The 12,912-nt window shown below is 38.2% G+C and carries 11 protein-coding genes; 8 read left to right on the forward strand and 3 right to left on the reverse strand.

The features are described 5' to 3' along the window. Positions 1-24: 24 nt before the first annotated feature. Positions 25-660: a forespore capture DNA-binding protein RefZ gene (gene refZ / locus PZE06_RS10995; RefSeq protein ID WP_150915716.1), complete on the forward strand. Its 636-nt coding sequence runs from the start codon at positions 25-27 to the stop codon at positions 658-660. Positions 661-1,001: 341 nt separating this feature from the next. Here the strand turns inward: refZ and PZE06_RS11000 are convergent, their stop codons facing one another. Beyond that, the gene (locus PZE06_RS11000; RefSeq protein ID WP_150915717.1) at positions 1,002-1,247 is read right to left on the reverse strand and encodes a hypothetical protein; all 246 of its coding nucleotides are present in this window, start codon (positions 1,245-1,247) and stop codon (positions 1,002-1,004) included. Between the two features lie 189 nt (positions 1,248-1,436). Beyond that, a complete protein-coding gene (hisJ, locus tag PZE06_RS11005; RefSeq protein WP_150915718.1) occupies positions 1,437-2,237 on the reverse strand; it encodes a histidinol-phosphatase HisJ in 801 nt (266 codons plus the stop codon). A 285-nt stretch (positions 2,238-2,522) separates the two neighbouring features. Here hisJ and ezrA point away from each other — a divergent pair, with 285 nt between their 5' ends. The 7 genes from ezrA (at position 2,523) to rarD (ending at position 11,892) form a co-directional block, all read left to right on the forward strand. Continuing rightward, complete coding sequence (gene ezrA, locus PZE06_RS11010; RefSeq protein ID WP_150915719.1) at positions 2,523-4,217, forward strand: septation ring formation regulator EzrA; 1,695 nt, start codon at positions 2,523-2,525, stop codon at positions 4,215-4,217. 210 nt (positions 4,218-4,427) lie between these two features. Continuing rightward, the gene (locus PZE06_RS11015) at positions 4,428-5,570 is read left to right on the forward strand and encodes a cysteine desulfurase family protein (RefSeq protein ID WP_150915720.1); all 1,143 of its coding nucleotides are present in this window, start codon (positions 4,428-4,430) and stop codon (positions 5,568-5,570) included. Position 5,571: 1 nt separating this feature from the next. Then, on the forward strand, positions 5,572-6,774 hold the full coding sequence (gene thiI, locus PZE06_RS11020) for a tRNA uracil 4-sulfurtransferase ThiI (protein WP_150915721.1): 1,203 nt from the start codon (positions 5,572-5,574) through the stop codon (positions 6,772-6,774). Positions 6,775-6,992: 218 nt separating this feature from the next. After that, positions 6,993-7,196, forward strand: a complete 204-nt coding sequence (locus PZE06_RS11025) for an alpha/beta-type small acid-soluble spore protein (protein ID WP_095314720.1) — start codon at positions 6,993-6,995, stop codon at positions 7,194-7,196. A 286-nt stretch (positions 7,197-7,482) separates the two neighbouring features. After that, the gene (gene mbcS / locus PZE06_RS11030; protein WP_150915722.1) at positions 7,483-9,069 is read left to right on the forward strand and encodes an acyl-CoA synthetase MbcS; all 1,587 of its coding nucleotides are present in this window, start codon (positions 7,483-7,485) and stop codon (positions 9,067-9,069) included. Between the two features lie 181 nt (positions 9,070-9,250). Further along, positions 9,251-10,888 carry an amidohydrolase gene (locus PZE06_RS11035; RefSeq protein ID WP_150915723.1) on the forward strand — a complete coding sequence of 546 codons (1,638 nt, stop codon included), beginning with the start codon at positions 9,251-9,253 and terminating at the stop codon, positions 10,886-10,888. 74 nt (positions 10,889-10,962) lie between these two features. Next, on the forward strand, positions 10,963-11,892 hold the full coding sequence (gene rarD, locus PZE06_RS11040) for an EamA family transporter RarD (RefSeq protein WP_150915724.1): 930 nt from the start codon (positions 10,963-10,965) through the stop codon (positions 11,890-11,892). A 55-nt stretch (positions 11,893-11,947) separates the two neighbouring features. On the opposite strand, the gene PZE06_RS11045 is transcribed toward rarD, so the two are convergent. Next, positions 11,948-12,748 (reverse strand): NAD kinase, encoded by an 801-nt coding sequence (locus PZE06_RS11045; protein ID WP_150915725.1) that lies wholly within the window; start codon positions 12,746-12,748, stop codon positions 11,948-11,950. Positions 12,749-12,912: the final 164 nt, after the last annotated feature.

The raw sequence follows: 12,912 nt of genomic DNA on the forward strand, positions 1-12,912 counted from the left end.
TTGGTGGATAAGGCGGTGGTATAAATGGTCCAAAATACGAAAAATGACATTCTTGAAGCAGCGATCTTTCTCTTTAACACAAAAGGATTTAACGGGACTTCAATTAGAGATATTGCAGGCAAGGCAAGAGTGAATGTTTCCAATATTTCATACTATTTTCAAAGCAAGGAGGGGCTTCTAGAGCATTGCTTGACCACTTATTTTGAACAGTATTTGCAGCTGATTGAAGAGGGATATTATGAGGGAATGAAAGAAGGGGCATTAAGCCAGCTCCAGCATATAACAGAGAAAATTCTTTATTTTCACTGTCAACATATTCATCTAACAAGACTTGTACTTAGAGAAATATCGATTGATTCACAGATGGTGAGAGAGGTGATGGCAACATATATTTTGAAGGAGAGATATTTCTTGAAACTTGTATTTGAAGAGGGAATTCGTTCAAAAGAGTTTCAATCCTTTTCGATCAATTATATGCTGATTCAATATAAGAGCCTTATTACTATGCCGTTTTTAAATAGTTACTACTTGACGGAAGTTCTGCAAGTTCTTCCGAATGAAAAATATTTTGTCAAAAGATACTTAAAGGATATCAACGGATGGTTTCAAGGTGTCATTTGCCGGCGCCCAAGCCCTAATTTATCGGCAGCCAATAACTAATGTTTATTTTCCTGACGTTGTCAGCCGAGCTTTAGGGATTGCTCTAATGAGAAAGCCTTTTACGATCATATAGCTTATGCGGTCAAGAAAAACTCCCAACAACACTTAATGAATTGTGAAATTGGAAGGATTTGCAGGATAGGTGAGTATTGCGTAAGAGCGACTGCTCCGAGGAAGCTCACCGCCTGTTCCCCGGAAAGCAACGGATTTTAACTACAAATTCATCCAAAAATGCAAAAGACATCGAAAGGTGGTACTCTCGATGTCTTTATCGATAAACTGATGACTAATCTAAATGATTAATCGCTCCTCTACTTGAAATTGAAGTTGATAATTAAGAGTTAAAGTGAATAAAAACTAATAGCCCCAATTATCATGAGTAATATAAAAATACCTAATATACCCAATAGAATTCTTTTCCATATTTTTCTCAAATGATCACCTGCATTTAAGTTTAATCTCTCCCAAAAAGCTCCAGGTTCTTGACCTTTTTCAACACTTGCAACTGTAAATAGAATGAACAAGTTGAATCCGCTAGCATCTTTATTACGAATATGATTACTATGTCTTTCTCCATCTGAATTCAAAAATTCAAAAGTGCTCTTACAGTCAACATTTCATTGGTTGTAAACAATTTTCCTTTAGTAAATCGAGATTCTTTCCTCTTTGTTTGAAAAAATCATGGCTCTAACAATGGTAATGGTCCTGATCTTCATATATCAAGTGTCATTTTATGTATGGGTTCCCACTCACAATCGAAAAAAAAGTGAATATAGTCAAGCAAAGCTGCTAATTAAATTCTCATAGCCTTGTTTAAGTTCCTTTACTTGATGGGCATCTGACCCATATATTAAGGGGATTCCACGTTTAATAGCTTCTTTGGCAACCCATTCAGGTGGATAGGTTTCACGACATAATGGTTTTGCTGTTCCTGCTCCATTATAATCGAGCTCATAGTCTTTTTCTTTGACAGCATCAAGAATTTCCAGCAATTCTTGTTTTGGCTCATCTATATATGGGAATTTTCGTTGAAATTTCTTCACTAATGTCATATGGCCAATGCGCCTTGGTTTATAAGGCCCGAGGTCAGCATCAATGGATTTCCGCAAAGTTCGATAATAATTTTGGTAGATAGCTTGGAGAGAACCGTATTTATCAACCATGTCTGCAAAGGCATCAGGACTGTAATCTAAACAATCATAGTTGGCGCCGTATTTTAAGAAATGAACCGAAAGGATGGCATCATCGAGCCTGTGACCGTAAAGATTGAGAAAAGCAGCGGTTTCCTTTTCAAATCCTTCGATATAATCCACTTCTAAACCACAATTAATACGGATTGAACCTTTATAAGCGAGCTTCAAAGTATGGATGCTTTGAAGATACTCTTCGATTTTTTCCAGTTTCATCGCACTATCTTGATTAGGAGTAGGATCGGTAAATCCATCTGGCAGAGGAGCATGCTCCGTAAAAGAAATTTCCGTAAAGCCTAATTGAATCGCTTTTTCGATATAATCCTGCAGTGCATCCTTTGTTCCATGCGGACAAAAAGGAGTGTGGATATGCCCGTTTTTAACCATTTTTATCAAGCCTCCTCAAACGTATTTACCAATTTAATAGTCGAAATAAGGTGTTATTCATCTCAAGTAATGAATTTTTCTCGGTTTTAATACAAAAATTTTGAAATTAATAGTCAAAAAATGTCGTTTACATGGTATCATAAAAACATTGAAATGCACACCAGACTTAGCAAAAGAAATAATAAATAAGTTTGAGAATTCTAACATAAACACTCCCGTTTTAGGGACTATTGTTGAAAACAGATTTTTTCGGGCCCAGTTATTGAGCTGGACAGGAGGCTTAAGATGGAATATATTATCGGCGCACTAGTTTTGATTCTTATTTTATATATAACAGGTTATTTTATAAAAAAGAGATTTTATAAAGAAATCGATCGCTTAGAAGCTTGGAAAATTGATATTATGAATCGCCCCGTATTGGAGGAAATGTCGAAAGTAAAGAAGCTGAACATGACGGGTCAAACAGAAGAGTTCTTTGAAAAATGGAGAAAAGAATGGGATGAGATTGTTACGTCTGGCCTGCCTGATGTAGAAGATTATCTGTTTGATGCTGAGGATTACATAGACAAGTATCGTTTTAACAAGGCAAAGAAGTTTCTGATTGCAATAGAAAATGACTTAAAAGAAACAGAAAATAATATTCAAGTATTAATTGCTGAAATTACAGAATTGGTTGGAAGCGAAGAAAAAAGCAGACTGGAAATGGAAGAGCTAAAAGAAACGTATCGCTTAAGTAAAAAAACGCTCTTAGCTCATAATCTAAACTATGGGATTGCGGAAAAGAATTTAGAAGCTCAGCTTGATGACCTTCAATTAAATTTTCAAGAGTTCGATGAGCTTACAGATAGTGGGAATTATTTGCAAGCCCATGAAATTGTCCAGTCAATGAAATCAAAGCTTGAAGCTGTAACCATGAAGTTAGAGAAAATTCCTAATTTACTCGTAGAGTGTCAATCAAAGGTTCCTGCTCAACTTGAGGAGTTAAAAGACGGATTTCGCGAAATGATGGAACAAGGCTATATTTTAGAGCATGTTCAATTAGATAAAGAGGTTGAAAAAATCGAGAAGGAACTTGAGGCCTTTAAACAGTTTCTTGAAAAAACAGAAACAGAAGAGGTTGAGAAGGGTCTAGATGATATTAAAGAACGAATCGAATTCCTTTATGATTTACTGGAAGCAGAAGTCGCTGCAAAGCAATTCATTAAGGAAACAGAAGTGAAAACGAAGGAGCTGCTGCAAATAACCATCCATGCAAGTGATGAGCTACGAAATGAAATCGAGCTTATTAAACACAGCTACCATCTTCCAGAAAGCAAACTTGAAGAACATGGACAGATGGAGAAATTGCTGCACCAATTGCAGAAACGATATGAATTATTAGAACATAAAATCCTCAAAGATGAAACGGCCTTTTCACTTTTAAAAGAGGAACTATCGGCAATAAATAGCGAATTAGAAACTGTCAGTACTGAATATGTAACATTTAAAGAAAATCTGCAAATGCTGAGAAAAGATGAACTTTCAGCGAGGGAAAAGGTTCAAGAGTTATCGCGGAAAATGGCTGAGTCGATCAAGCTGGTTTCGCAAAATAATATTCCTGGTTTACCGGATGATTATTTGGCGCTTTTTGAAGATGCTAAAGAAAGCATCAATGACGTGAAAGAGAAGCTTGAAGAAAAGCCGTTGGACATCCCTACCGTCCTTAAGGTTCTCGATGCTGCCGTAATCAATGTTGAAAAAACACATGATATGACAAATGAAATTGTGGAAACAGTTATGCTTGTGGAGAAAGTGATTCAGTATGGAAATCGATATAGAAGTAGATATCCTTCAGTTGATCAAGGATTAAAAGATGCGGAAAGATCATTCCGTGGTTATAACTATCAAGCAGCGTTGGAACAGGCTGCTACAGCGATTGAAGAAATCGAACCAGGTGCCTTGAAAAAAATAGAAGCTTTGATTGAGGAACATGCTTATTAATTAATTGTAAAAAGCTGATTTAAAAGGTCGTGTAAAATCCTTTTAAGTCAGCTTTTTTATCGTGCCTATTCTGCGTATAATCACGTTTATTTTCAAATGAATCCATATATGTTAACATTTACTGTTAGCGAAAGAGATCAATGTAATAAAGCAATAATTTGATAAGACCATGCTTAATTAAAAATGAGTACCTAATTTAGGGGGAAAGTGATGATATATTTCGATAATAGTGCGACAACAAAACCATATAAAGAAGTGGTCGATTCGTTTATAAAAGTTACGACCGAATATTTCGGGAACCCATCTTCGTTACATCGGCTGGGCGGTGAAGCAGAAAAGCTTTTAAATATAGCAAGAAAGCAAGTTGCCGAGTTACTTGAAGTAAAACCATCTGAATTAATCTTTACATCCGGTGGAACGGAGAGCAATAATTTAGCAGTAAAAGGTGCAGCATTAATGCACCGAAATCGGGGCAATCATATTGTAACGACAGCGATTGAACATGCTTCGATTCAAGAGACCTTTCACCAGTTGGAGGAGCTTGGATTTCGTGTAACCTACCTGCCGGTTGACAAAGAAGGCAGGGTTCAAGTGAAGGATGTTGAACAAGCTCTTTCAGAGGATACGATTCTTGTATCTGTCATGCATGTTAATAATGAAGTGGGTACGATTCAGCCGATAGAAAAGATTGGCCATCTGTTAAAAAACTACCCGAAAATTTTATTCCATGTTGATAATATTCAAGGAATTGGAAAGGTTCCATTGAATTTACAAGCATGCTCGATTGACCTTTGCTCCTTTTCAGCTCATAAATTTCATGGTTTAAAAGGAACGGGACTTCTCTATGTGCGGGATGGCGTGAAAATTTCACCGTTATTAACAGGAGGCAATCAGGAGCGTAAACATCGAAGTGGGACAGAAAATGTCGCTGGAATCGTTGCCTTAGCAAAAGCGCTAAGGCTGACGTTAGAAAATGAAAAGAAGCTGTTGACTCATCTTCAACAGGTTAAGAAAACGATTATTCAAGGAATTTCAGAGCTGGAAGAGGTTATTATTCATACTCCAGCACAAGGATCTGCACCACATATCATTAATTTTTCTCTAAAAGGCTTTAAAGCTGAAGTGTTTGTTCACGCTTTAGGGGAAAAAGATATCTTTGTATCGACGACCAGTGCATGCTCCTCAAAAAAACAGTCTGCCAGCAGTACATTAATGGCCATGGGTGTAAATGAAGAGGTGGCAAAGAGTGCAGTCCGAATCAGTTTATCCTATGAAAATACAACAGAAGAGGCACTTGTTGTGGTCAAGGCGATAAAAGAAACGGTAAATCAATTGAAAGAGGTTATGAACTAAGATGAATTATGATCGAATTTTAATACGTTATGGTGAAATATCTACAAAAGGAAGAAATCGCCATAAATTTGTAGAAAAACTCAAAAAAAGTATTCAACTAGCGTTAAGCGACTTTCCTAATGCTAAGGTTCAAGGTCAGAGAGAACGGATGTATATCGTTTTAAATGGGGATAACGGCGAAGAAATTATTGAACGGATACGTGGAATTTTTGGCATTCAATCCTTCAGTCCAGCAGTTAAAACGAGTAAAGATTTAGAGGAAATGAAAAACGCAGCTCTGACGCTTTTTCGGGAGGTTTATACAGAGGGAAAAAGCTTTAAGATTACCGCGAAGAGGGCAGATAAAACGTATGAACTTGATACGAATGAATTGAATCAGGAATTCGGAGCTCATTTGTTGAAAAATATTCCGAATTTGAGAGTAGATGTGAAAAACCCAGATATCGATCTACGAGTGGAAGTACGTTCAGAAGCGACTTATTTGTCATGTGAAAATATTCAAGGTGCAGGAGGTTTGCCTATCGGTTCAAGCGGAAAAGCGATGCTCATGCTTTCCGGAGGGATTGATAGTCCAGTAGCGGGGTATTTGTCGATGAAGCGCGGTTTAGAGGTTGAGGCAGTACATTTTTTTAGCCCCCCTTTTACAAGTGAACGTTCTAAGCAAAAAGTGATCGAATTGGCAGAGAAGCTTGCAAAGGCAAACGGCGGATATTTTACTTTACATATTGTGCCGTTCACAGCGACACAGCAAGCAATTCAAAAACAAATTCCAGAAAATTATACGATGACAACAACGCGCAGAATGATGCTGAAAATAACCGATCATTTACGGGCCAAACACGAAGGGCTAGCTATTGTAACTGGTGAGAGTTTAGGACAGGTCGCTAGCCAAACATTGGAGAGCATGTATGCGATTAATGATGTAACCTCAACTCCGATTCTTCGACCACTAGTCATGATGGATAAGACAGATATAATTAAAATTGCGAAAGAGATTGATACCCATGATATTTCCATCCAGCCTTATGAAGATTGCTGCACTGTTTTTGTACCAGCTTCACCGAAAACGAAGCCAAAAAAGGAAAAGGTTGAATATTATGAGAGCTTTTTTGACTTTGAACCATTGATTCAAGCAGCGGTGCAGAACACGGAAACGATTCGGATTAGCCCAAGGCAGGAGGCAGAAATAGAAGAGCTCTTTTGAACAGATTTCTTTCATCTTGGCAATCGATTAGTGTGAACGACCTTTCAGCCAGCAAACAATAGTTTGTTTGCATTAATTGAATGCACGCCTTTCTCAAAATAGTCCTCAATGTTTGCAAGGTGTATAGGCTTTTCTAATTTGTGAACAATTACCAACAGCAAAATTGAATGAAGGTCATCAGGATAACACATTCTATATTCACAAGGAGGTGATATTCTATGGCAAACAACAGCAGCTCAAATCAATTACTAGTATCAGGTGCTCAGCAAGCTTTAGATCAAATGAAGTATGAGATTGCTACTGAATTTGGCGTAAATCTTGGAGCTGACACTACTTCTCGCGCTAACGGTTCAGTTGGTGGAGAAATCACAAAACGCCTTGTATCTATGGCAGAATCACAATTAGGCGGAGGCTTCAAATAAAAACTAAATAAAAAATGGCTACGAGGAGCAAGCTTCGGCTTGCTCCTTTTTGTATTTCTTTCTCGGTTATAGCTTTAGAAAAAGCTTCATAAAAATTATATTGAAAGTAAATTTTGAAAATTCCATCTAGTAATTTGAAGTGAGACAAGGTAAAATATGATTGACACTAACTATTATGACTAGATAATAATATAGTGATATGCATCTTTGATCCTTCCAGTGTCTGGTGAGCGCAATGGTTGTAATGAAACCCATTGTGGAAGATAAATTTTTAGGGGGAGTTAGGATGAAACGAGAAGATCTTTTGGCACCAAATAACTATAATTTAGTTTCAGAGATGGAAAAATATGCAGAGGATCCAAAAAGGCTTGCTCTTAAATGGGAATCGGAGGAAGGGGCAACAAAGGAAATTACTTATCGTCAATTGCTGAGGAACGCTAATAAGATTGGAAACGTTTTTCTGGGAAGTGGTTTAGAAAAGGGTGATGTTGTCTTAATCATGGTTCCTAGATTGATTGAGGCATATCAAGTTTATATTGCAGCATTAAAGACGGGGCTTGTTGTCATACCAAGTTCAGAGATGTTAAGAACAAAGGATTTACAATATCGAATCAATCATGGAGATGTTAAGGCACTCATTAGTTATTACCAATATGTTGACCAATTTGAAGGTATTGATGAAATAGAGCAACTTCCTAAATTTGTTGTAGGTGAAGAGGCTAAAGGTTGGATTCATCTTGACAAGGAAATGGAATTTGCATCAGAGGAACTTTCGTTGGCAAATACGAATAAAGAAGACATGGCTTTTCTTTCTTATACATCGGGAACGACTGGAAATCCAAAAGGCGTCGTACATACACACGGCTGGGCTTATGCACATTTGCGCGCTGCTGCTCCAAATTGGTTAAGCATTGAAGACGGTGATACTGTCTGGGCCACTGCAGGTCCTGGATGGCAAAAGTGGATTTGGAGTCCATTCCTTTCCGTTTTAGGAACTGGTGCTACGGGGATTGTTTATAACGGCAAATTCGAGCCGCAAAAATACTTGAGTCTTCTCGATAAATATGAGGTGAATGTTCTTTGTTGTACACCTACGGAATATCGTCTAATGGCAAAGGTAGAAAATCTGCAGGATTATTCTCTTACCCATTTGCGCAGTGCGGTTTCAGCTGGAGAACCATTGAATAGAAATGTGATAGATACATTTAAGGAATATTTTAATGTGGAAGTCCGGGATGGATACGGACAGACGGAAAACACTTTGCTTGTGGGGATCACAAAAGGTATGGAATTAAAAGCTGGTTCAATGGGGAAACTAATTCCGGGAAATCGAGTGGACATTATTAATGAGGAAGGGGAACCATGTGAACCTGGTGAAGTGGGAGATATTGCCGTTCATATCGATACACCAGCATTATTTAAGCACTATTATAAAGATCCGGAAAGAACAGCGATGCAATTCCGTGGAGATTATTACATCACTGGGGACAGAGCAAAAAAAGATGAAGATGGATATTTTTGGTTTGAGGGTCGAGGTGATGACATTATCATTAGCTCCGGCTATACAATTGGGCCGTTTGAAGTGGAGGATGCCCTTGTGAAGCATCCTTCGGTTAAGGAATGTGCTGTTGTCGCTAGTCCTGATGAAACTAGAGGTCATGTTGTAAAGGCCTTTATCGTGTTAAAAGATGAGGCTGAGAGCGAAAATGCTAATTTGATTAAAGAACTTCAAGACCATGTCAAAAGCTTGACCGCACCTTACAAATATCCACGGAAGATTGAATTTGTTGCAGAACTTCCGAAGACGACTTCTGGGAAAATCAGAAGAATTGAATTGAGACAAAAAGAATTGAAGCAGGCAGCGCAAAAATAAATATTGATAAAGGCATCATTGGCAGGCGAATCGTTTCGTCTGCTTTCTTCGTCGTGATAGTTAAATGGTTTGAAGGAGAACGATTTCAAAGGCAAGCTGTTAAAATGCTCGAAGAAATGTGAGACGAGCAATAGAGCAGATGGTAAAATGGAAAAAATGGTACGGAAAAGGAGAATGGATAATGGGAATTCTTTGGCATGGGGGCTCCATATATACCCTTCAAAAGGAAGGACATATTGTAGAAGCCGTTTTAACCGAAAATGACCGCATTATTGCGGTGGGGGATAGGAAAAAACTAGAGCAGCAATATCATCGCATGATTGAGAAGAGCTGTCATTTAAACGGTAAAACGATGATTCCCGGATTTGTAGACAGTCACATCCATTTAATTGGTCATGGTGAAAAGCTAATGCGACTAGATCTGTCTTCGTGCACTTCAAAGGCTGCTGTTCTAGAGGCCCTCAAAGCTTATGCGGAAACGGTTCAAACTGGAGAATGGATCATTGGAGAAGGATGGAACGAAAATTTATGGAGGGATGCCAAAGCGATTGAGCGTAACGATCTTGACGAAGTGGTGCCAGACCATCCAGTATTACTAAAAAGAATTTGTAGACATGTCCTCGTTGTGAATTCTTTAGCGCTAGAGGAAGTGTCTATTCAAGAAGACGTTAATCCGCCTCAAGGAGGCGTAATTGAGAGGGATAAAGAGGGACGTTTAAATGGAGTATTTAAAGAAAAGGCGCAAGATATGGTCTTAAATGCTGTCCCAAATCGCTCAAAAGAGCAATTAAAAGAAGTGCTAAAACACGCGATTAAGGATGCCTACACAAAAGGGCTGACCGGAGTCCATACAGAAGATTTATCCTATTATAATGGTTTTGAGGAAACTTACCAAATCTATAAAGAGGTGATTGAAGAGGAAGGGCTATCTTTTCGTGCTCACTTGCTCGTTCATTATGCCGTATTAGAGGATTTTAAACGGGCGGCGGGGCATTATTTGCAGGGAAGTCCATGGCTTGAATTTGGTGCGATTAAAATCTTTGCCGACGGCTCACTAGGAGGAAGAACTGCTTTATTAAGTCATCCATATGCTGACGACCCAACAACATCCGGAGTAGCGATATTTTCACAAGAACAATTGAATCAACTGGTGGCTAGAGCAAGAGAGATAGAAATGCCCGTTGCTATTCATGCGATTGGTGATAAAGCTTTTGAAATGGTTGTTCGGTCGATCGAAGAGCATCCGTTAAAGGGAAAAGGAAAGGATCGGATTATCCACGCCCAAATTTTAAGAAGAGATTTGATTGATAGAGTTAAGAAGCTACCTGTGGTTTTAGATATCCAGCCGGGCTTTTTAGCATCTGATTTCCCTTGGGTAATCGATAGAATTGGTGAAAATAAACTCGATTATTGCTATGCTTGGAAAACACTTCTTGAAGAGCAAATCCCTTGTGCAGGAGGTTCAGATGCACCGATTGAAGAAATTAGTCCGTTGCTGGGAATTCATGCAGCTGTGGCTCGTGTAAGTCAACAAACGAATGAGGTGTATCAGCATGAAGAAGCATTGTCGCTCTATGAGGCGGTGTCCTTATATACAAAGGGAAGTGCTGAGGCAGCTTGTCATGAAACGGAGCGTGGGCTCATAAAAGAAGGATATCTTGCCGACTTTACTATTTTGGAGCAGGACATTTTCCGTTGCCACAGTGATGAAATTGTAAACATTAATGTGGACAGCACTGTGATAGGTGGTCATATAGTTTATAGGCGGGAGGAAAATATAACAATTACGGAACAAAAAAGATTTAGTTCGTATAAGTAAATAATCTGGAAGAATTTCGAGATTGCCCTTATAATGGAATTATTTCGAAACTAGAAGAATTGAGGCAAAAAGAAATGAAAGAAAACGAAGTAAAGGTTGGGGTCTTACAGGCGGCTTTTTCTTATTTAATATGGGGGCTTTTACCGATTTATTGGAAGCTCCTTGAACACGTCAATGCGGATGAGATTCTGGCTAACAGGGTAATCTGGTCTTTTGTTTTAATGGTATTATTACTCCTTTTGACAAGAAAATGGCCGCTCTTTCTGGAAACGTTAAAGGGGTTAAAGCAAAATCAGAAAAGACTTTGGGCATTAATAACGGCCTCTCTTCTCGTGAGCGGAAATTGGTTTGTCTACATTTGGGCCGTCAATCACGATCAAATGATTCAAGCTAGTTTAGGCTATTATATTAATCCGCTGGTTAGTGTTTTACTAGGCGTTATTTTTTTACATGAAAAGCTTTCGCCACTGCAATATATATCCTTTACTATGGCGACAGTAGGGGTTTTAATTTTAAGCATATCATATGGTCAAATACCTTGGATCGCCTTAGCGTTGGCATTTTCTTTCGGATTATACGGGTTAGCTAAAAAGCTTATTAAGGTCGATTCAACGATTGGTTTGACACTTGAAACAATGGTGGTAACTCCGCTGGCGCTCGGTTATGTTATTTACTTGTTTGTGCAAGAGCAAAATATGTTTTTAGCGGCTTCTTTTACAACAGATCTTTTGCTCATTGGAGCAGGAGCCGCCACTGCCTTGCCTCTATTGTATTTTGCCAAAGGGGCACAAAAAATCCCGCTATCGATGTTGGGCTTTATTCAATATATTGCCCCAACTTTAACGCTGATTTTGGGAGTCTTTTTTTATGGGGAACATTTTACGAAAACCCATTTATTATCCTTTATTTTCATTTGGGGAGCATTAACCATTTATTCATTATCGAAGACAAAAATATTGAGCAGGCAATTAAAATGGAAAAAGGGTAGCGGCTTAGGCGTGTAGCAGAAAACCTCGAGTGAGTGGCTCGAGGTTTTCATCGTTATGCTTGCCTTTTATTTTATAGGAATGTCCTTTGAACTTTTTCCCAGAAGGAGTTATCCTTTAATTTAACCGTTTTGATTCTTTTATCGCTAAGTTGAACCATGATTTCCTCTACATGCTGGATGCTGAGTGCTTCATTGTCCATCCCCATTGTTGGGTAATCATTGCCATCTTGAACAACTTTAATCATTAGCTTCCTATCACTGCTTAATATAAATGGGGAGCCAAGTGTTCGGTAAAGATTATTATTTAATGAGGCGATCTCACTTACTTGCATGGATGGCAGCAGGGGATCTACAACAGCACCGTTTACGGATTTATTATAGGCGGTACTTCCAGTTGGGGTAGCAACAATAATCCCGTCGCCGCGAAAAGTTTCAAAATGTAATTGATCAATGAAAACTTCCATTACGATTGTTTGAATAATGGAGGAACGTACACTAAATTCATTCAGACATTGAAAAGAAAATTGATTGTCAATGGTCACTTCAATTGTTGGATAACGTCGGATTTCGATTTGGGCAGTGGAGATTGCCTCAATAATTTTTGCTGTATCTTCAATATAGAAGTCACAGTAAATATTGAGCTTCTCCTTTGTAGAAATTCCTGCATAAAGGCAGTCTTCTCGAAAACCTGTTTTTCGAACAGCCTGTAAAAAGGCACCGTCATCACCAAAGCTGACAATAATATTAGCTTTTTTATGATCAGTAACAATTTCAAAACCGTAGTCTTTGGCATGCTCATAAAATGGTTGGACTTTTTTTACCATTTCAGCATCTTTCTTATGAAAAAAATAAACATTATTGCGTTTTTCCATGCGGGACCCTCCATCCAAAAAATATGTATCGTTCCTCAAATGAGCCTAGATTTTAGTTTCTTTTTTTGTCATAATTGGAAAGGTATTGATTTTTTCAGGTGAAATTTGAGCGCAAGGTTGTATAACTAATTTTAGTCTACATATTTTTGAAACATTTTTGAAGT

Origin of the sequence: Robertmurraya sp. DFI.2.37, assembly GCF_029211245.1 — a bacterium.
In the GTDB taxonomy this organism is placed as follows: domain Bacteria; phylum Bacillota; class Bacilli; order Bacillales; family Cytobacillaceae; genus Robertmurraya; species Robertmurraya methanolica_A.

Excerpts from the sequence above, each read along its gene's own strand:
- rarD (WP_150915724.1), top strand. The coding sequence starts at position 10,963 with ATGAAAGAAAACGAAGTAAAGGTTGGGGTCTTACAGGCGGCTTTTTCT.
- PZE06_RS11015 (WP_150915720.1), top strand. The coding sequence starts at position 4,428 with ATGATATATTTCGATAATAGTGCGACAACAAAACCATATAAAGAAGTG.
- mbcS (WP_150915722.1), top strand. The coding sequence starts at position 7,483 with ATGAAACGAGAAGATCTTTTGGCACCAAATAACTATAATTTAGTTTCA.
- PZE06_RS11025 (WP_095314720.1), top strand. The coding sequence starts at position 6,993 with ATGGCAAACAACAGCAGCTCAAATCAATTACTAGTATCAGGTGCTCAG.
- refZ (WP_150915716.1), top strand. The coding sequence starts at position 25 with ATGGTCCAAAATACGAAAAATGACATTCTTGAAGCAGCGATCTTTCTC.
- hisJ (WP_150915718.1), bottom strand. The coding sequence starts at position 2,237 with ATGGTTAAAAACGGGCATATCCACACTCCTTTTTGTCCGCATGGAACA.
- ezrA (WP_150915719.1), top strand. The coding sequence starts at position 2,523 with ATGGAATATATTATCGGCGCACTAGTTTTGATTCTTATTTTATATATA.
- PZE06_RS11035 (WP_150915723.1), top strand. The coding sequence starts at position 9,251 with ATGGGAATTCTTTGGCATGGGGGCTCCATATATACCCTTCAAAAGGAA.
- PZE06_RS11045 (WP_150915725.1), bottom strand. The coding sequence starts at position 12,748 with ATGGAAAAACGCAATAATGTTTATTTTTTTCATAAGAAAGATGCTGAA.
- thiI (WP_150915721.1), top strand. The coding sequence starts at position 5,572 with ATGAATTATGATCGAATTTTAATACGTTATGGTGAAATATCTACAAAA.